The 21318-nt window shown below is 43.6% G+C and carries 15 protein-coding genes; 13 read left to right on the top strand and 2 right to left on the bottom strand.

The genetic code is table 11. The features are described from left to right. Window positions 1–105 precede the first annotated feature (105 nt). The 7 genes from H065_RS0105955 (at window position 106) to H065_RS25350 (ending at window position 8704) form a co-directional block, all read left to right on the top strand. A complete protein-coding gene (locus tag H065_RS0105955; RefSeq protein WP_017812113.1) occupies window positions 106–2106 on the top strand; it encodes an ATP-dependent DNA helicase in 2001 nt (666 codons plus the stop codon). Between the two features lie 205 nt (window positions 2107–2311). Further along, window positions 2312–2590 (top strand): hypothetical protein, encoded by a 279-nt coding sequence (locus H065_RS0105960; RefSeq protein ID WP_017812114.1) that lies wholly within the window; start codon window positions 2312–2314, stop codon window positions 2588–2590. Between the two features lie 91 nt (window positions 2591–2681). Further along, window positions 2682–3380, top strand: coding sequence for a response regulator transcription factor (locus tag H065_RS0105965; RefSeq protein WP_017812115.1), 699 nt, complete (start codon window positions 2682–2684; stop codon window positions 3378–3380). Next, complete coding sequence (locus H065_RS0105970; RefSeq protein WP_017812116.1) at window positions 3370–4437, top strand: sensor histidine kinase; 1068 nt, start codon at window positions 3370–3372, stop codon at window positions 4435–4437. Before H065_RS0105965 ends, H065_RS0105970 begins: the two co-directional genes overlap by 11 nt. 81 nt (window positions 4438–4518) lie before the next feature. Further along, window positions 4519–6411 (top strand): serine hydrolase, encoded by a 1893-nt coding sequence (locus H065_RS25345; RefSeq protein ID WP_017812117.1) that lies wholly within the window; start codon window positions 4519–4521, stop codon window positions 6409–6411. Between the two features lie 160 nt (window positions 6412–6571). After that, entirely contained in the window at window positions 6572–7450 is an 879-nt protein-coding gene (locus tag H065_RS0105980; protein ID WP_017812118.1) for a DL-endopeptidase inhibitor IseA family protein, read from the top strand. Between the two features lie 162 nt (window positions 7451–7612). After that, window positions 7613–8704, top strand: coding sequence for an SDR family oxidoreductase (locus H065_RS25350; protein WP_017812119.1), 1092 nt, complete (start codon window positions 7613–7615; stop codon window positions 8702–8704). A 391-nt stretch (window positions 8705–9095) separates the two neighbouring features. Here H065_RS25350 and H065_RS25355 read toward each other — a convergent pair whose 3' ends face one another. After that, window positions 9096–9992 (bottom strand): helix-turn-helix domain-containing protein, encoded by an 897-nt coding sequence (locus H065_RS25355; protein WP_017812120.1) that lies wholly within the window; start codon window positions 9990–9992, stop codon window positions 9096–9098. A 197-nt stretch (window positions 9993–10189) separates the two neighbouring features. Here H065_RS25355 and H065_RS0105995 point away from each other — a divergent pair, with 197 nt between their 5' ends. From H065_RS0105995 to H065_RS0106005, 3 genes are all read left to right on the top strand, one after another. Next, window positions 10190–11227 (top strand): quercetin 2,3-dioxygenase, encoded by a 1038-nt coding sequence (locus H065_RS0105995; protein ID WP_017812121.1) that lies wholly within the window; start codon window positions 10190–10192, stop codon window positions 11225–11227. Between the two features lie 80 nt (window positions 11228–11307). Then, window positions 11308–12636 carry an MFS transporter gene (locus H065_RS0106000; protein ID WP_017812122.1) on the top strand — a complete coding sequence of 443 codons (1329 nt, stop codon included), beginning with the start codon at window positions 11308–11310 and terminating at the stop codon, window positions 12634–12636. A gap of 379 nt (window positions 12637–13015) precedes the next feature. Beyond that, the gene (locus H065_RS0106005) at window positions 13016–13630 is read left to right on the top strand and encodes a hypothetical protein (RefSeq protein ID WP_017812123.1); all 615 of its coding nucleotides are present in this window, start codon (window positions 13016–13018) and stop codon (window positions 13628–13630) included. Window positions 13631–13725: 95 nt separating this feature from the next. On the opposite strand, the gene H065_RS0106010 is transcribed toward H065_RS0106005, so the two are convergent. Further along, window positions 13726–14958: a family 16 glycosylhydrolase gene (locus H065_RS0106010; RefSeq protein ID WP_017812124.1), complete on the bottom strand. Its 1233-nt coding sequence runs from the start codon at window positions 14956–14958 to the stop codon at window positions 13726–13728. Window positions 14959–15439: 481 nt separating this feature from the next. Here H065_RS0106010 and rhaD point away from each other — a divergent pair, with 481 nt between their 5' ends. The 3 genes from rhaD (at window position 15440) to H065_RS26880 (ending at window position 21161) form a co-directional block, all read left to right on the top strand. Then, window positions 15440–16288, top strand: a complete 849-nt coding sequence (rhaD, locus tag H065_RS0106015) for a rhamnulose-1-phosphate aldolase (protein ID WP_017812125.1) — start codon at window positions 15440–15442, stop codon at window positions 16286–16288. Between the two features lie 375 nt (window positions 16289–16663). After that, entirely contained in the window at window positions 16664–18250 is a 1587-nt protein-coding gene (gene mbcS, locus H065_RS0106020) for an acyl-CoA synthetase MbcS (RefSeq protein ID WP_017812126.1), read from the top strand. Window positions 18251–18848: 598 nt separating this feature from the next. Continuing rightward, window positions 18849–21161 carry a putative bifunctional diguanylate cyclase/phosphodiesterase gene (locus H065_RS26880; RefSeq protein ID WP_238557898.1) on the top strand — a complete coding sequence of 771 codons (2313 nt, stop codon included), beginning with the start codon at window positions 18849–18851 and terminating at the stop codon, window positions 21159–21161. The last annotated feature ends 157 nt before the right edge of the window (window positions 21162–21318 follow it).

Raw genomic sequence — 21318 nt, forward strand, 5'->3', positions numbered from 1 at the left:
CCCATTCCGCATCTTCACGGATTGCGGTATAATGAAATGATGCAATTCAGCAGATGATAGTAATAGCTAGGATTGTACTTTTAACCGGGTGGGGGAACAATTGGATTGAATACGTATCCTTTTACATTTGATCCGTCCCGTCCATTTATCCAGCAAGCGGGTGAGTGGATCGCGGACGTGTTTTACGATATTTTGCCGGAAGCTGGTCTGGAGCTTCGTGACGAACAGATTTATATGGCTTTTCAACTTGAAAAAGCCTATGCCGAGAAAAAAACCATTTTTGCTGAAGCAGGTGTAGGAACAGGCAAGACGCTGGTCTACCTGTTATATGCGATTGCGTATGCACGTTATACCCGCAAACCGGCGATTATCGCCTGTGCGGATGAGTCTCTTATTGAGCAGCTGGTCAAGCCCGAAGGCGACATTCATAAGCTGGCCCGTTATCTGGATCTGAATGTAGATGCCCGTCTGGGTAAATCGCCGGATCAATACATCTGTCTCAACAAGCTGGATGTAGTCAGAGCGGAACCGTCCGAATCGGATATGTACCGCGATATTTACGCGGATCTGCCGGAATTTGTTCATTATGCGGATACAATGCAGACTTTTCGTCCATACGGTAACCGCAAGGATTATCCGGCACTGGATGATGAGCAGTGGAGCAAGATTGGCTGGGATGTATTCCAGGATTGTCTGGTCTGCCCGCAGCGTCATCGTTGTGGACAGACATTGTCTCGTGACCATTACCGCAAAGCAACCGATATTATCATCTGCTCCCATGACTTCTATATGGAGCACGTATGGACCTACGAAGCGCGCAAGCGTGAAGGACAGCTGCCGCTGCTGCCTGAGCATAGCTCGGTTGTATTTGATGAAGGCCATCTGCTGGAGACAGCTGCGCAAAATGCACTGACCTACAAGCTTAAGCAGGGATTGTTCGAGAGCATTGTGACTCGTCTGCTGGATGGCGAAGTACGTGAGACGCTGGCGGTAGCTGTAGAAGAAGTTATTGTACAAAGCGATATGCTGTTCGAGCAGCTCGCTCGTTATAGCAAGCCGGTTCCGGGATCGGATCGCAAAGATATTCAGTGGAATGACGAACTGTTGGCACAGATTGCCAGGGTCAAGCAGCATATCGATGTGATTGAGGAAGAATTGGTATTTGAGAGTGGACTGTTTACACTGGATGATTACCAGCTCAAGATTGTCGAAGAACATCTGGAAATGATCCAGCTGGCACTCGGACTATGTCGTCAGCAAGATCAGCTCATCTCCTGGGTGACCGGCGAGAATGAAGATCTGACTCTCGTTATTATGCCGAAGCAGGTCAAGGAAGTACTGGGAGAAATGGTATTTGCCCGCAAAATGCCGGTTATTTTCTCATCGGCTACCTTGTCGGTAGATGGTTCGTTCGATTATATTGCGGATAGCCTGGGTATTGAAAAGTATCTGTCCTTTTCGGTGGAATCACCTTATGACTACAAGGAGCAGATGCACGCGGAGCTAATCACGGATTTGTACAGTCAGAATATTGCTGGATCAGTCAGTGATGCAGCAGGCAAGCATGTGTCTGTCAGTACGGCAGGTATACAGGGGGTAAGCGAGCAGGAAATTCGCCAGCAGACCGAGCGTGTACTGAGTCTGGTGGAACAGAGTGGAGGGCGTTCGTTACTGTTGTTCTCCTCTATGCAGGAATTGGCAGCTTTCCGCCGGATGACAGAAGTTATGGGAGTTGCTTTGCCTTACCGGATGCTCTATGAAGGGACAGCCGAGATCAGCCATCTGATCTCCGAATTCCAGCAGGAAGAGACAAGCGTGCTCTGCGCAGTCACGTTATGGGAAGGACTGGATATTCCAGGCCCGTCATTGTCCCATGTCATTATCTGGTCACTACCATTCCCTCCTAATGATCCGGTATTTGCTTCACGCCGTGAGGAGGCGATGGATGCATTCCATGAAGTGGATATGCCTTATATGATGCTGCGTTTGCGTCAGGGAATTGGACGTCTGATTCGTTCTCGCGATGATAATGGACGTGTATCTATCTTTGGCCGGGAACTACTGCAAGAGGATGTACGACAGGCAGTAGAGCATTTGCTTCCATAATAAGATATCCCTCTGCATTGAAAGGGATACGAATAATATTCGTATGAACAGTACAAATAAAAAAGCTCAAATGCATGTTTATGCATTTGAGCTTTTTTGTGTTGAGATAGATAATATTATCTATTTCGACAATTATAGTATTTAAAACATTCCAATTTATCTCAAGTATAACCCTTATCAATTGAGTATAAAGGAAATAGGAAATATGTTTCAGCAGCTGGATCATACCATACAGATCAAAAATATGGACGAGTTTTTGCTGGATGTATCTTCGTATGTCAAAAACAATGAGAATAGCCATCAACTCGATCGATTGTTAACGGATATTCATACGCATTCCATAGAAGACACAACTGAATTTGTTCTGAAAAACAATAAAACGATAATGCTGCTCCAACGCATGGGATTTGACTGGCATAAGATGAACCAGAAAGCTGTAAAGAAAATGGTGGATTACTGGAAAAAAGAAGGGTTTATCCAATAAGTATCCAAATTATAATAATGAGAAATGCAGGAGACAGAATCCCGTTCAGGTTGATTCTGTCTCTATCTTATGAAAAGAAGGATGAAACCGCATGAGTAAAAACAAAATTATGATTATTGATGACGACCCTGATATTGTTGAGTTTATTCATATTTTATTGACCAAAGAACAGTATGAAGTGATCAAGGTACATCATTCACGTGAAGCGCTTCAGCATTTAGAACAAGAGGATATAAGACTGGCTATCCTGGATGTAATGATGCCCGATATGGATGGAATAGAATTATGCCGCCGGATTCGGGAGAAGTATCAAATCCCGATTATTATGCTAAGTGCCCGTGCAGAAGACTGGGATAAGGTGATCGGACTTAGTACAGGAGCAGATGATTATATGGTGAAGCCATTCAGCTCTATCGAACTTATCGCAAGAGTTAAAGCACAGCTGCGAAGATATACATATTTGAACAGTAATTTGCCTGCAGCCGAAAATCACACTATTCAAATTCATGGATTAACGATTGATCCGACAGCAAGAAGTGTAGATTTATATGGCAAACCGGTCAAGCTGACACGTACCGAATACGACATTTTGCTGTTACTCGCTCTTCATAAAAACAAGGTTTTCAGCATGGAAGAAATTTTTGAAAAAGTATGGAAAGAACAGTATTATACGGGGAATAATACTGTCATGGTGCATATTGCCAGACTACGGGAGAAAATCGAAGATCATTTGAGAGAACCGAAAATTATTAAAAATATTTGGGGAGTAGGTTATAAAATTGAAGCTTAAATGGCAGATTGGCATTCGGTTAAAATTTCTGGTTATTTTTGTATCCAGTCTTTTGTTTGCTCTTATAAGCATTACTGTGTTGCAGTCGTTATTTGGCAGCAGGCTGAATATGCTGACCGGTGGCAGTGATGCATTTGAGCAAAAGTACTCTTTCTATTATTTGCTGTTATTTTTTATATTAATGACTTTATTTTTTTATTGGTTTTCCTATCGGATGATGAGAAGAATTCAGCATATTAACAATTGCGTGAATGAGATTGGCAAAGGAAATTGGAATGTTCAGCTGCAAACGTCAGCTAAGGACGAAATAGGCAATCTCAGCCGGCAAATTAACCAGATGGTCCATAATTTAAGACAAATGCGAGAAAAAGAGCAAGCTGCCGAGTTATTAAAAACAGAAATGATTGCCAATATATCGCATGATCTGCGAACTCCAATCACTTCACTGGCAGGATATATAGAGTTGATAAAAGATGGGGGTAAGGAACAGGAAAAGTATATTCATATTGCCACCCGTAAATGTGATGAGTTAAAAAAACTAATCCAAGATCTATTGGAATACTGTACACTCAGTTATCGTGAATATCATGTGAACAAGGAAAAAGTAGAAATCCGCGAATTGTTGCAGCAGGTCATTATTGATTTTGTGCCTCAATTGGAACAGGCTAATATGAGTTTTCAGGTAGAGTCTCCATCTACTCCTGTTTTGGTGGATGTAGATATCAAGCTAGTAGTCCGGATGCTGCAAAATATGATTCGTAATTCTATTGCATATGGTGCAAAAGGCCGTAAATTGGATTTTGGTTTGCAGACCGATTCCTCTTTTATACACCTAAGCATTACTAATTATGGTGAAGCCATTCCAGAGAAGGATCTGCCTCATATATTTGAGCGATTTTATAGAGGAGAAAAGTCACGCAGTGCTGATACAGGCGGTAAAGGTATGGGACTAGCTATTTCTAAAAATATAGCAAAAATGCATGGTGGGGATATTAAAGTAACAAGCAGTCACCAGGCGACTGTATTTATAATTCAGATTCCGTTTCGATTTTCTTAAGAAAGTCGTAAGTATTTCTTTCATTTATGGTAATGACTTTCTTTTAGACTGGATACAGTAGAAAAAACGGGAGGAATTATAATGCAAACACTCAAAATGATAGGTGTAAAATCGATACTCTTTTTTATCATGGGGCTCTTGATCTTCAATCTGCTGCCTGCCAAATCTATTGGGGCAGCAGATACGGCTCTCAAAGCCGATCTGGCCGGGACAGTAAATAAGTATATGGAAAAAAAGATGAAGGAGCAGCATATTGCAGGTGCTGTTGTAACTATAGTCAAAGATGGAAAAGTTGTTCTGAATAAGGGTTATGGTTATGCTGATATTTCACAACAAAAAAAGGTAGACCCCGATTCAACGTTGTTCCGCATCGGCTCGGTAAGCAAACTGTTTACCGCTGTAGCGGCAATGCAGCAGGTGGAACAAAAGAAAATAAGTTTAAACGAGGATGTTAATACATATTATAAAGACATGCAGGTACAAAACCCTTATGCCGAACCATTGACTCTGGAGCATCTGCTTACACAAACAAGCGGACTGGCTGAAAGTGTCGAAGGGATATACAGCGAAGGATTAAGAGAATATCCTAAACCGCTTATCGATACACTACAAGAACATTTGCCTCCACTGGAAAGACCACCGGGAGAAGTTATTCAATACAGTAATTATGGATACACGCTGATCGGTCATCTTGTGGAACAAGTTACTGGTGATTCTTTTGATAACTACTTAACTGAACATATTTTTGCTCCTTTACAGATGAGTCACTCATTCTATGCGTTATCTCCTGAAAATGTTCAATATGCTTCCCGGGGATATGCGTATGAAAATGACACTTTTACATCACAGGATCCGGGTAGCGTTCTTGTTTACCCTGCTGGCGCCATTGTATCTACCGGAGGAGATATGGCCAAGTTCCTGCTTGCCAATCTGCAAAATGGAATATATGAAAATACCCGAATACTAAACACCGCCACTGCCAAATTAATGAGGGAAAAACATTTTTCGGTACATTCTTCCCTGCCTGGTTACGGATATGGATTTTACGAAGACTATCGCAATCCGGATATTGTTATGCACAATGGAGATGCAGATACATTCACCAGTCAGCTTTCCATATCTCCGAAGCAGCAATTAGGATATTTTGTGTCCTACAATACCCTGGATGATGGAGCACTGCGTGAAGGACTAGAAGATGTTATTTATGGTTATTATAATGTTCCATTGAACGGTGGAACACCAATCAATATTCCGACTGGTCTACAAGCTGAAGATACCGAAGCGCTGAGTGGTTCCTACGTTTTTGCACAACGTCTGCTGGAAGGGCCATTGAAAAGTAGAGGGCTGTTTTTGAAAATAGCAATCAAGGATGCCGGAGACGGAAATATTAAAGTACAGGCTTTTGATTCAAGAGTAAGTGGAATGTATATTCATGCCGGAGATCATCTATATGTCAGCAAGGAGAACGGACGGCAAATTTATTTTAAACAGGATAGCACAGGTAAACAATATGCAGTTATTAATATGGATGTCCCCCTGCAAACGCTGGAGAAACTAAATACGAAAGAAATGATAATGGAATATATCGTACGTCCTTTTGTATTTAGTATAGCGGCAGTGGGTATGATATGGGGAATACTCCGATTTTTGTTCCGAAAAAAGATAAACAGACCAGAAGGCTATTCATTAAAAGCAAGAATCATCTCCAACTGGCTGAATATTTTGATTATTTTAATCGGCGTATGCATAATATTGGTCATGTTTACCTCCAGCGAATCGTTTAGAGCTGTTGTACTGGTTATTGTATGGGTCATCAGCGCTATTATAGCTTTATTATCACTTATTATGCTTCGATTCGGGATCAAGGGATGGAGTACAAAACAATTGGGCAAATGGAACGCTGTGTTTTATATACTTCTGTTGTGCTCCTCGGTAGGCGCTGTTTCCTATTCTTACTTTTTGGATCTTTATTGATATGAATTAATACCGGATTCCAAATTCATACAAGCCGGCTGAACAAATACAAGATTTGCTGTAGGCTGCCAAAGTGGAATATCGGCTGCACAGCTGTCATAATAAACAAGAGAGTATACACCTATTACAGATTTGAAAAGTGAAAGGATCGAATTCAACCATGAACTGGACCAAACCAACAGCAACTGCATTACTAATGACAGCCGTCGTATCTGCTTCTCTATATTCGGGAGCACCAGCATCAGCGGCATCGACGACAGCACCGGCAGCCAAATCAAACGCAGCAAGCACGTCTGCGTCATCAAGTAAAAGCACAACTTCATCCACAGCATCGGTACCATCTGGTGCCAAAACCAGCAATTCTTCCACAAAAAGTACAACAACTTCAACAAAATCTACAAAAAACGATCAGACCAACAGTGCCAAAGCAGATAAAAACAGCAGCTCCAAAGCATCTTCTGCAGCCAAAGCGGGTACAAAAGATTCATCCAAAGCGGCTGCATCCAGCAAATCCAACAATAATATCCAATCAGCTGCCGGTGCAACTACGGCTACAGGCTCTACATACGCAGCCTGGACCGGTGTTAGCAAATTAAACCATGAGACGGTTATTCCTCTAATCGTGGAAGCACAGAAAAGATACACCTATACCACATCCGGCGGAGCATCCAGTACCGCAGCAGGTACATTTACGCTAAGCGGTCAGACTTACCGCTATCTATCGCAGGATATTGGTACACGCAGCAAGCTGCTTGCTTATCTGATGGAGACCTATACCAAGCAGGCGAGCGAGACATTTATCCAGAAAAACTTTGTTCAAAATAACGGCAAAATGGCTCAACTGCAAGCAGATGGCGGCAGCCTGCTGGAATTCGACCGTGCTACAGCCAAAATGATCAGCATGACCGATACTTCCCGCGTCTATCGTCTGACTGTTCCTTATGTGGACAATGCACAGCCAGTAGAACGTGTGATGGTGAAGTTTGCACTGGTAGACAGACAATGGAAAATCAATACTGCACCACACGTACTGTTCTAAGCAGCATTTTCACCTAGAAATCACACATCGGGAGCCTGCCATGGAGAGTGGTCAGGCTCCTTATTATAACTATGCAGAACAGTAGATAAGCGAATCAGGGATTGGGCCCGGCGGTCTGCGGGTAAATTGTTGTTGAGACTATTTCGAGGAGGGATCACCATCATGGCAGTATCACTTAAAAAATTAAAAAATCAGGTAATCGTAATTACGGGTGCATCAAGTGGAATAGGTCTGGTAACAGCGAGAATGGCGGCAGCACGAGGAGCCAAGGTTGTTCTGGCTGCACGTAATGAAGAAGCGATTATCCAGCTGGCGGCAGAACTGCGCGGCAAAGGTTATCCCGCGACCTGGGTGACCGCAGATGTAGGTAAAGAAGAAGACATACAACGTATTGCCGAGACTGCGATTCGGACTTTCGGCCGATTTGATACATGGGTTAATAACGCCGGCGTCTCCATTTTTGGTAAAGCGACCGAAGTTAACATTGATGATATGAAGCGGATGTTTGATACAGTGTACTGGGGCGTCGTATATGGCTCCCGTGCAGCAGTAAAACATTTCAAGGAACGCCGTGTACCGGGCGCTCTGATTAATATCGGCAGTATTTTTGGTGATCGTGGTGTAGTCATACAGTCTACTTATTCTTCTGCCAAATTTGCTGTACATGGGTGGACCGAGAATCTGCGGATGGAGCTGGAAAAGGAAAAAGCACCGGTCTCCGTGACACTGGTTCATCCGGGACGTATCGATACGCCATATAATGAACATGCCCACAGCTATCTGGATAAGCAGCCTGCTCACAGAGGGATGATCTATCCGCCGGAATCTGTAGCAAAGGCGATTCTGTATGCAGCCGAACATCCGAAACGGGATATGTTTGTCGGATCTCAAGCGAGACTGGGCGCTCTATTCGGTAACTTTGTGCCGCGTCTGACCGATCTGATGTTCGAAGCGTTCATGTTCCGTGGACAGCAATCCAAAGATCGCCCTTCGAATCCACCAGAGACAAGTGCACTGTATCATGCAGGATACGGATTGCATGAGCGTGGTACGCAGGAAGGTCATATTCGTAAAGGAAGTCTGTATGTAGAAGCGACCAAGCATCCGATTATTACTACACTGGCGCTAGCCGGATTAACGACGCTGATCTGTGCCTATTCCAAACGTAGCTCCAGTACAGATTCTCTGCCAGCACCTACAGCAGAAGCACCACTTGCTCTGGAAGCAGCACGTGAAGATCGCACAGAGCAATAATCGTAAAGAGAAATAATAGAAAAAGCAGACGTAGCGAAACAAAATAGAATCATTCCAATAAATACGCATGTACAGAATTTCTATTTATATGGAGTTGGATAGACACAGAGATGATTCGGGAAATTCATTTACTGATCTGTTATCCATCATATGAATATGGTTTGTATTGGAGTGCTGAGCAGGATCAGGGTAATGATAACTAAATTAACAAAAAGCCGGAGGGGATACTATCCCTTCGGCTTTTTGTTGTATTCCGGATTTGTATAGCAAGTGTTGTATAACATTTGTTATATAGCAAATGCTATCTGGTTATGCCTGTTTATTTCGTGTTATTTATCTGACATTATTTATTGGATGGTGCTTATCGGTATTGCATGTTATAACGCTATGCTTAATGATCAGTAGGCAGCGACGTACCGCCGGTATGCTGCTTGCGAAATTGGGAAGGTGTGAGCCCGCATCGTGCTTTAAAAATCCGGTAAAAATACTTCATATCATGCACACCCACTTCTGCAGCAATCATCTGTACACTCCAGTCTGTCTCGATCAGCAGCTCGCAGCTGTGCATAACGCGTACATTTTGTAACAGCTGGATAAAGGTCTGGCTGGTAGTCTGCTTGAGTTTGCGCTGCAGATGGCGGGGACTGATAGATATCCACTGGCATAGTTCATCAAGTTTGAGCGGATCACGATAATGCGTTTGTACATAATTGATGGCAAAAGCTACCGGATCTTCGATCGTCATGGGTGTAGTCGGATAGCTAAACTGATTATGCATGTGCATGGTGTGCAGCAGTTCCAGCAGAGAGAGGTATAATTTGTACCGATAGCCAGGAGTCGCATTCAATTGGTTAAGATGCATAGAATACATAATCCGGGCAAATTCATTATTCTGCTCCCGATATCCAAGCCATCGCTCAGACTTGCGAAAAAATCCGGCGATTTCCTGAAACTCTTCATCCCAGGCCAGATTATCCTGATTACCGCTCGTCATCAGCACTTCCGGCAAAAACATACAGTTCATAATCTGCAGCGGTGCAGGCTGTTTATGGTCCTGAAGGTGAAACATATGGTGTATGCCAATTGGAATAAAGAACAGATCGCTCTCCGACACTTCGAAGGATTCTTTGTCAATAAAAAGCAATCCTTTGCCTTCCGATACATAGATAATTTCATAAAAAGGATGAGCATGCTGCTGATAGGATTGCACCACATCTATAGTTAGAAAAGAAAGCGGATTATTATTTTCAAAAGGATGTTCAACTATTTTGAGTTCGGTTGTAGTCATGATTAACTCTCCTGCTTCTGTCGTAATTGCCCATAGTTCTGTCGTCTTTAACTATATTTCAAATTTATAATGTTGGCTACAATAAATAAGTAAGGTTTTGGGCATCACTGCTGCAATCAACGATATATGTAGCTGAACCAGAGTACCTTTATACACAAAAACATTCAAATTTATAGTATATCTATAGGAGGAACATAATGACAACAACCCAATTAATTACTCATTTACCACAGGAAAAAATGCCTTATCTGCTGCGCAGAGGTGACGGCGAACGTTATCTGTTCGGTAATCAGGTCGCTACTATTATCGCCAATGCAGAAAGCACAGGAGATATTTTCTCCGCAGCAGTTATCGGCGGGCCTAAAGGTGAGAGCTTCCCGATGCATACGCATCCAAATACCTACGAATCCATTTATGTGATGGAAGGACGTGTACAATTCGTAATCGATGGACAGAGCCATCTGCTGCTGCCGGGGGACTATGCCCACATCACACCGGGTACAGAACATGCCTATCAGCTGCTTGGACATCGTAACAGCTTTATCTCTTATTCCATTTCCGGCGATATCACCAAAGTCTATCCGGCACTGGGTCAATCCTATGAGCATATCGAGTATCCACCATTTACCGATCATGCCTATTCCGAAGAACATCGCCGTCAGGCAGAGCAGAATGCAGATATCGTATTCTCCGCTGGCAGCACAGAATTCCCTGCGTATGAACTGGTAAGCAATACAGTCGTACCGGATGAAGTAAGCAATTATGTACTGGAAAGCGGCGAAGGAATCCGCTTGTTGACCGGCGATCAGGTGCATCGTCTGCTTGCAACCCAGAAAACGACAGATGGCGGTTATATTATTGTAGCGAGTGACGGTCCAAAAGGGGATGAAATCGTATCTCACTACCATGATCACCATACAGAGACATTCTTCTGTACACAGGGCCGTATGACCATGTGGGCCAATGACGAAGAAATCCAGTTGTTCCCGGGTGACTTCCTGCATGTGCCAGCTGGTACAGTGCACTCCTATCGTCTGGATGATCACTTTACCAAAGTAGTGGGACTGCTCGTAAGTGGGTTGTTCGAACCGTTCTTCCGTCTGCTTGGTGATGAGTATGAACATTACATGTTCCCTAATAATCCGGGACCGGCACGTATTGATCGTCTGATGGAAAATATCGACACGCTGGATCTGAACGTTGTAGGACCACCTAACTCTCACCAGAAGAAATAATGAAATAAAGGATAAGATGATATATACAGGATATAGGGCTGGCTCTATATCCTGTCATACGATTCATTGGTGCATTTAACATGAAAATTATTTTTGTACTGGCATTTGCCATGGTATTGTCTGTGATGAACTCGACAATGTTCAACGTAGCATTGCCTGCGCTTCGTGCAGACTTTCATTTATCCAGCTCACAGGTTAGCTGGGTCGTCACTTCTTATATTATTATCTATGCGATTGGTTCGGTTACTTACGGGAAGCTGGCTGATCGTTATAAATTGAAAAATCTGCTTACCTTCGGACTGTGTCTGTTTGCAATCGGATCAGTGCTTGGTTTTATCTCATCCAGCTTCTGGATGGTTATTGCCGGACGTATTCTACAATCGGCAGGTGCATCGGTTATTCCGGCATCCTCTATGGTCATTCCGATCCGTTATGTATCGGCAGAAAAGCGGGGCAGAGCCCTGGGTATCACCTCGTCCGGTATGGCACTTGGTACGGCAATGGGTCCGATTGTTGCCGGATTGATCACCAGCTTTGCGGACTGGCGTTATCTGTTCGCGATCAGCCTGCTATCGCTGGTTACTATTCCATTTTTCCGTAAATACCTGGACAAAGATCAGACGCATCCGTCACGTATCGATCTGCTGGGCGGTATTTTGCTTGCTGCTGGAGTAACTCTGCTGCTGCTGGCAATTACCAATACCAGTCTACTGCTGAGTGTACTGACACTTATTGTATTGATTATCTTTATACTCTATATTCGCAAAGCCAAACAGCCGTTTCTGGACCCGGCTATTTTCCGTAATAGTGCATATACGATAACGATGATTATTGCTTGTCTGGTATTGATCTTTAATCTGTGTGTACCATATCTGATTCCGCAGCTGCTGAGCAGTGTAAATGGACTAACTTCGTTTACTACCGGATTGGTGATGTTCCCGGGTGCGTTAATTGCTGCGATCTTCGGCATTATCGGCGGTCGTATTGCTGACAGCAAAGGCAATTCGTTCCTGCTTGCTATAGCATTCAGTCTGCAGATACTTACGTATGTGCTGATCTCGCTATTCACTGGCGGATCGTATCTGATCATTATGCTGCTGCTCGTGATCGGGAATACCGGACTTACATTTGCTCAGGTTGGACTCGCCAATACGGTATCCCGTACACTGACAGGACCGCAGGTCGGCGTAGGTATGGGGATGTATATGATGCTTAGCTTTATTTCGGGAGCGATTGGTACGACGGTGCTGGGACTGATCCTGGATCAGTCGCATACCGCTTGGTCTCCAAGCGTACTATTGAGCAGCCAGCCAAGCGTATTCAGTATGATTTTCTTTGTGTTCGCGATCTGGATTTTGATTATGTTTGCTGGATGTTTCCGCTTTTTGCAGCGCGGAGAACAGAAGTAAACGATTTGATGGAGATCAAGGCAAAATGGTGTCATCTGAGAATAGTAGATCAAGGTGTCTCTTATGATTTGTTATATTAAATAGAATAATGCGGGACAATTTGGAAAAAGAGCCAGGTGATCTGGCTCTTTTTTGATTATATACCGGGATATATGCCTCAGGATAAGATGTGTTGAAGCAAGGTCCTTCTACCTGAATATATAACTTTTATCATAATATACATTCCGAATTGGAAATGTTCATTCAAATTGGGTCATAAAACCTAATTTGTAGTATACTTGTTAAAGGGTCAGCGCACAGTTGCGCAATGATTCATGTCCTAATACCCAATTTGATAGAATAGCTTGGAGTATGATCTACAATTGATTGGAGAATGAAAATGAACACATCGGGAACATTTCTAAAAGTACTTCAGCAGCCCATACAGGAAGCTAAAATGGCTGCTATTGAACACCATTGCCCGCATTGCCGGGAAGTACTGATTCGGGTCGAACCAGACCCCAAAGCTGGCAACAAACAGCAGGTGCATATTTATCCCGGATTGCCGGAGCTTGAAGATCGTTATGTATATATGGATAGCGATACGATTACCGGAATACGCAGCAGTATTCTAGGCAGCGACTGGTATGATACATCCTATTCCTGTGGCGAATGCCAGAAATGCCAGGGAATGTTCTGGACAGCTGCTGTGTATGTTGCTTCACGTCCGGTGCGCAATCTGACAGTAGAAGATGAACATCACTTTGTTCTGCAAATGGACCCCGAAGCAGATCATGCCGAATTTTATGGCATGGAGGATTATGCCTGCTATCATCGTATTTTGTATCAGGATGCCTTTGTAGAAGGAGACCAGACTGGTTCGCCATTGTATATTAACGAATACGTGCTGGGTCCTTTTATTTTCGAGGACGATCATGAGAGTGATTCAGCCAAGCTGGCAGAACAGGTACTCCTGCTCGCCAAAGAAGCAATGGGATGTCGTTCCAAGTTCTAAGCAATTTAGCGATGATATTCAAAGTACCTTTACAACAATTGAAAAGTCATAAAAGGGAGATTAACCACTGCAGGCGGTTAATCTCCCTTTTCATTTTATTGCTTCACTACTTCAAAAGCTTCCCATGCGCCGCCAACACTGGCACGATTGGCAATAAGCGGGCTGCTGCCGGTATTATCAGCTGTTACATAATTGTTATTGGCCAGGGATTTCAGTGTTCGTTTGCCATCTGCTGTCGTACCAAGTTCAAATGTCTCCCAGGTACCGATAGACGTTTTATTAGCAATTAACGGACTGGTTCCATTATTGTCTGCAGATACATATTTGCCGTTGATCATGGAGCGCAGGGCGACGCGATTACTGCCCAGATCCACCAGTTCGAAGCGTTCCCACGTACTCACATTATCCGAACGAGCGATAAGGGCGCCTCTACCATAATCTTCCGCTGTAACGTATTTACCATTGGCACCTGCTTTGAGCGCTACAATGTTATAGCCGCCTTCACGCTGGAACACATGGACATAATCAACCAGCAATTTTTGCGGGAAAGCAGTACTTGCATCCGGATAACCCGGCCAGTTGCCGCCTACCGCCAGATTGAGCAGCAGGAAGAATGGCTTGTCATAAGCCCACGTGTTATCACCTACATCGGCAGGGGTACGGGTGTGATACAGTTTGCCATCTACATACCAGCGAATAACGCCAGGTTCCCACTCCACTGTATAGTTATGAAAGGCATTGCTGAACGGTTCCCCAATGGTATAACCGGCAGATAATCCCTTGTCGCCCGAGTAACCTGGACCATGAATCGTTCCGTAGACTGTATTGGGTGCAGGCGGACCAATGTACTCCATAACGTCGATCTCGCCACTTGCCGGCCAGGGATTGCTGCCAATATCGCTGCCCAGCATCCAGGCGGCAGGCCATATTCCTTTGCCATAAGGAACTTTGGCACGGATATCGATTTTACCGTATTTGACATTAAATTTGTTGGCGGTTGTCAGACGTGCTGAAGTATATTGAGATCCCTGGTAATTCTCTTTTAGCGCCTGGATAACCAGATTTCCATTTTCCATATAGGAATTATTGGTACGGTTCGTGTAGTACTCCAGTTCATTGTTGCCCCAGCCATTATTGTTGCCAGTCTCCAGATTCCATTTGGACGTATCTACACCGCTTCCGTTAGGTCCATTAAAATCATCTGACCAGATCGGCACCCAATTGCTGGAGGAAGAAGCTTCTGCTGTCGGCAGATGAGTATTCCATGGAGTTACCAATCCGGCAGCACATACGGTAGAGAGGAGGAGAGAAAACCACTTTTTCTTCATCAATTCAACCACCTTTTCTATATATTAATTTCCAATATATTCTAATATGTAAGGGGTTACAAAAAAAGAGATCTAGCAGAATTGCGTAGAAATACACCTACTCTTCTATAAAATGCGAACTCTGATGCATATACAGCTACAGATAAAGAGATAGAAAATAAATAGTAACGGCAGAATAAAAATAAAAATTTCTTGCTGTACTTTCAAATATACTTAAGCGTATCTAGCGTATCTAGCGTATCTAGCGTATCTAGCGTATCTAGCGTATCTAGCGTATCTAGCTTGATTAGTATGCCAAGTATATTAATCATAAAAAGAATAAGTATCGTATCAATACAGCTAAATCAGAAGAAAACAAACATTATTAAAAATTTTAATGTTTATTTATTTTTGTTTATTTCTGTTTTTTATTGACTTACAGAAATTAGAAGATTAAAATGTGGGTATAGCACCTATTCAGATAACCAAGGGAGAGAATATCATGCATACGATGATGCCTGATCACCAGCCAATTATGTTTCAACCGGAACAGATTCCATTTGTGCGCGAGATGGCACAGATTACTCGCAGTATGTGGCGTTTTGGCTGGGATGAGCGTAATGGCGGGAATGTCAGTTGTATTTTGGATGAGGAAGAAGTTGCCCAGTATATGGATATTAACCACGTCATTCGGCGCTTTCAGCCTGCTTTTCCGGTACACGAACTGGCAGGGCGGTATTTTATCGTTACCGGCTCGGGCAAGTATTTCAAAAATATCATCGATGATCCTGAAGGCAATCTGGGTGTGCTGCGTGTATCAAGAGATGGGGAACAGCTCGAGCTGCTCTGGGGACTGAAAAATGGAGCTGTACCAACCAGTGAACTTCCTGCTCATTTTATGAGTCATATTGAGCGTCTCAAAGTCGATTCGCAGCATCGTGTGGTGATGCATAATCATGCGACCCATACGCTGGCAATGACTTTTGTGCATACGCTGGACGAGAATGCATTTACCAGAACACTATGGGAAATGTGCACCGAATGTATCGTTGTATTTCCCGACGGTATCGGGGTGATTCCATGGATGGTACCCGGCTCCAGCGAGATCGGACGTGCGACAGCAATCAAAATGCAAGAACACCGCGCCGTCTTATGGCCACAACATGGGATTTTTGGTACCGGAGCGACGATTGATGAAGCATTTGGTCTGATTGAGACGATCGAGAAGGCCGCCCAGATTTATATGAAAATTGCTCATTTGCCGATTCTGCAGCGTATTACCAGTCAGGAACTTGCTGATCTTGCACAAGCATTTGGCGTAACTCCCCGTCCGGGTATTCTGGATATATAGAAGAGTATACAAGTAACAAAATAATACAGATATATATAAGCCAAAATGATCGATACACGATCATACAGCAGCATACTATAAAAGATCATAATTACTGACATAGAGTAGTAGCACCGTATAGCAAGCGAATAGATTAGTAATACCTATAATAGGAATAAGATATGATAGTGCCATTAAAGATCAGCCTGTTAAGAAGCAGGCTGATTTTTTTGGCTAATTATCTGGAAAAATGAGGAATAATAAGGATGAGATATTCTGCATTTGCCATTTTCATGTAAGCGCAACCTGCAATTAGTATTAGAACCTGGTCTTAAGACGTGCTATACTGAAATGAATCATTAGTATTCATTTTGTAGTATAAAGGGGAAATTGATTATGAAATATCAGGAATGGACTGCACCCGAGCAATACAATCTAACCTCCGAGATGGAGAAACATAATCCTGCCAAAACAGCGCTAAAATGGCTGAATGATAAGGGAGATACACAGGAAATTACGTATGGAGAATTGTTGAAGCAGGCGAACCGCCTGGCAAATGGTCTGCTTAAGCTCGGACTCGAACAGGGCGATCGTGTACTGGTCATGGTACCAAGACAGATTACTGCCTATATTATATATCTGGCCTGTCTCAAAAGTGGACTGGTTATTATCCCGTCTTCGGAAATGCTGCGTGCCAAAGATCTGGCCTATCGACTGCGTCATTCGGAAGCACGTGCAGTTATTGCCTGGTCCAGTGTAACCGGAGAAGTAGACAAAATCGATGAGGAACTGCCTGCATGGTCATTCCGCATCTCAGTTGCTGCCGATCAATCCGAGCTTGCCGAAGGCTGGTTGGATCTAACCAACTTGATGCAGAATGAAGACGATCAGTTCGAAGCGGTAGCTACCAAGCGTGATGATATGGCGATTCTGGCTTACACGTCCGGAACGACCGGCAATCCCAAAGGTGTTGTACACAGTCACGGCTGGGCGTATGCTCATCTGCGCATTACAGGTCCATGGCTGGATATCCATGAAGATGATATGGTCTGGGCAACAGCTGCACCGGGCTGGCAAAAATGGATCTGGAGCCCGTTCCTGTCGGTACTGGGACGCGGAGCAACCGGGTTTGTCTATAATGGAGCTTTTCAGCCGCATAAATATCTGGAGCTGATTCAACAGTACGGCGTACAGGTATTGTGCTGCACGCCAACCGAGTACCGGCTGATGGCCAAACTGGAAGACCTCGGTACCTATAATTTATCCAACCTGCGCAGCGCTGTATCTGCCGGGGAGCCGCTCAACCAGGAAGTCATTCATACCTTTAACCGTGAATTCGGATTAACAATTCGTGATGGATATGGCCAGACCGAGAGCACACTGCTGATTGGTAACCTGACCGATACAGAGATTCGCCTGGGTGCGATGGGTCAATCCATGTCCCCTGGACTCGTCGAGATTATCGATGAAGATGGTAAGCCTGTACCTGCAGGAGAAGTAGGCAACATCGCTGTCCGTACCGATATGCCTGCTTTGTTCCAAACGTATTACTTGAATCCGGAACGCAAAGCCGAAAATATCAATGGAGATTACTTTATTACCGGTGACCGTGCTCGTAAAGATGAAGACGGATATTTCTGGTTTGAAGGACGCGGAGATGATATCATTATCAGTTCCGGCTATACGATCGGTCCTTTTGAAGTAGAAGAAGCCCTTATGAAGCATCCTGCTGTCAAAGAATGTGCTGCTGTAGCAAGTCCCGACGAGATTCGTGGACATATTGTAAAAGCATTTATCGTACTCAAAGATGGAGTAGAGGGAACACCGGAACTTGCAAGAGAGCTGCAAAATCATGTTAAAGAGTGGACAGCTCCTTACAAATACCCTCGTAAGGTTGAATTTATTACCGACCTGCCCAAAACCAGTTCCGGCAAAATCCGTCGTATCGAACTGCGTGAACAAGAGAAAAAAAACAACAGTTGAGTGTCACACATGGATTGTAAATGTCATCTATGGATTGACTACGTGTGATAGCCAGCACTAAAAACAGAGCACAGTGGATTCAATAGTAACCAGACAATGATTGAGCATCAACGTATACAGGCAGCCCATTTGGGCTGCTTTTTTGTTTGTCTGTTACTTCTGTAATTTAAATCACTACGTGTTTTTGTGGGTATAATTACCCAATAATTTATATAGACAGAAAAAGAATGAAAGCAAAAAAATGAGATTTAAGTTTCAAAAAAATAAACAATTAAGAAAGAAAAAATCAACATATGAAAAATTCATTATAGATAAAAAGCAATCGGCGCTCTACGCAAATAGGCATAAAATAAATCATAAGACGCACCGTAAAAAGGAGTAAAATAGTTCCAAAGACATTTGTCAATGTGTTTCATACAAATATATTTTTTGAAATTAAGGCAGTTAGCTATTTAAATTATCTTTAATTCGTGCGATATTAATAGTAAGTGTATTTAAGTGTATCTGGGGGTCAAAAGTCATGTATAGCTTTTTAGTTAGCCTAGTCATATCATTCATACCATTTGTGCTGTTGGGTGCACTTTCTATTGAAATCCTGATGCGGCATCCAGACAGCTCTCTTCATCGGCTGACTACGATCCTGATTGGTGCGCTTTCTTTTATATTTTTATCCGATTTTCTCACCCAGTCGCTTGATTACGGGTTTGCAAGCTGGATCAATCCTCGCATGACTTATGATCTGACATTTATTGCGATTACCATCCTCACCTATTTCTTTGCTATTCTTAGCCAGATTCAATTGCCATTCTGGCTGCTTCATCCTTTTGCAGGTGTTCCGCTGGTCGGAATTATACTGCTTCATGGCTGGCCGGATACTTTCAAGCTATACATGGCTATGGGTGAACATTGGCGGATGGAGATGCATAATAAAACTTTTGACTGGATGTTTATCATTATTACGTTTTATTCACTTTCCTTTTTGCTTATGATTATGTTTATTGGTTACCGCAAACTCAAAAGTAGCCGTGCTTATGAACGCGAACAGCAGATGATGCTTACAATTATACGTGGAAGTGTAGTAGCATCGATCTGGCTGGTTATGTTTTTTGCTCTCAGTCAGATTTTTCCGGAGATTCCTATCCTTCCTGTAGATAGTCTGCCAACGTATGCAGCAATTATTTTGGCATACACTTTGCGTCTGGCGATGCGCAAGCATAATTTTCTTGCCACAGCGGAGCAGCGTTACAAATTACTGTTCACCCTTTCCAGCAGTGGAGTTGCCCTGATGAATTCACGTGGTATTGTAACCGAATCCAACCCTGCTTTCCGTGCAATAACAGGTATATCCGAAAGCGAAGGCGATATTGATATTCTGTCCATTTTACCGGATCCGGATAAAAGTGGGTATCTGAATGTTATCAATCAGGCGTTTCAGGAACGTGCTTTTCCTCAGCAGATGCAGATGGAGATTATAAGTCGTTCAGGTCTGCGTTATATGGTAGAGATAAATAGTGACTTTATGGAGATTGAGGGCGAGCTGCATTCCTATCTGCTGGTGCGTGACATTACCGAACAGCAGCGCAACGAGCAACAGTTGCTGGAACTGGCATTTACCGATTCGTTGACAGGTCTTGCGAACCGCTATCAGTTCAATATGAAGTTGGAGGAAGCCGTTCACAATGCACACTCTAACGGTACGCGAATTGTAGTAATGCAGATGGACCTGGATCATTTTAAATGGATTAATGATACCATGGGCCATTCTGCAGGCGATATTCTGCTCTGTAATGTAGCGGATCTGATTCGTCAGCATACGCCTCCAGGCAGCATTGTGGCACGCACTGGCGGCGACGAATTCGCACTGCTGGCCGTGCTGGAGAGCTGGCAGGGAGAAGAGACAGCAGTCGAAATGGCGAATACCATCCTGCATGCTTTTGCCAAACAAGTTGTACTTGGTGAAAAGTATTATCATGTGTCCTGCAGTATTGGTGTCTGTATTGCTCTAAGAGACGGAGAAGATCCGGAGACATTGCTGCGTAATGCGGATATTGCTATGTATGCAGCCAAACGATTGGGACGGAATCAATATCATCTATTTACCGGTCAATTGAAAAGTGAGGCAGAACGTGATCTGCTTATGCAGCAGGGACTGGAGACAGCGCTGCTGCGCAATGAATTCTCGCTCGTCTATCAGCCTCAGGTTGATAGTCGTACAGGCAGAGTATTTGGTGTAGAGGCGCTACTGCGCTGGCAATCAGCCGAGTTAGGCTTTGTATCCCCTCAGGATTTTGTACCGATTGCCGAGCAGAATGGAACAATTCGGCCGATTGGGGAATGGGTAATGCAGGAAGCGGCTGAACAGGCAGTACGCTGGCTCGAAGCAGGGTATCCGGAAATGCAGATGTCTGTGAATGTATCGGCAAGTCAGCTGAGTGATCCTTATTTTGCCCGTAAAGTAGAAAAAGTACTGATGCAGACTGGATTGCCTGCCCATCTGCTCTGTCTTGAATTTACAGAGAGTGCCGCTATTCGCGAAGAAGAACAGATTATGCAAATCTGTGAAGAGATCGTCGGCATGGGAGTGACGCTGGCTGTTGATGATTTTGGCACGGGATATTCATCAATGAAGACAGTAACCAGCTTTCCGTTCCAGTTTATCAAAATTGACCGCTCACTGATCTTTGATATTGATGTGAATCCACGTAATGTAGCCGTGGTCCGTTCCGTAATCGAACTTGCCGAGCAGCTTAAGATGAATGTACTGGCCGAAGGGGTGGAATCGCGCCAGCATGTAGACCTGTTGCAGCAGCTTGGTTGCTATCATATCCAGGGATACTATTACGGTCGACCGATGAAAGTAAACGATCTGGAAGCATGGATGAGTACAGACCCAGTCAGCAAGTCTTCCTGAAAATAATATAGGATTACAGCAAAAAGCAGCTCTATTCCTACGGGAAGAGCTGCTTTTTGTACTATCGATAACAAAATCATGATTAGTAGTAAATATTTATTTTATAGCTATACAGAAAACCTGTAATACTAACAAGTAAGCTCAAAAATCCTCAAAT

This window comes from Paenibacillus shenyangensis, from assembly GCF_000346635.1.
GTDB classification, from domain to species: Bacteria; Bacillota; Bacilli; order Paenibacillales; family Paenibacillaceae; genus Saccharibacillus; species Saccharibacillus dauci.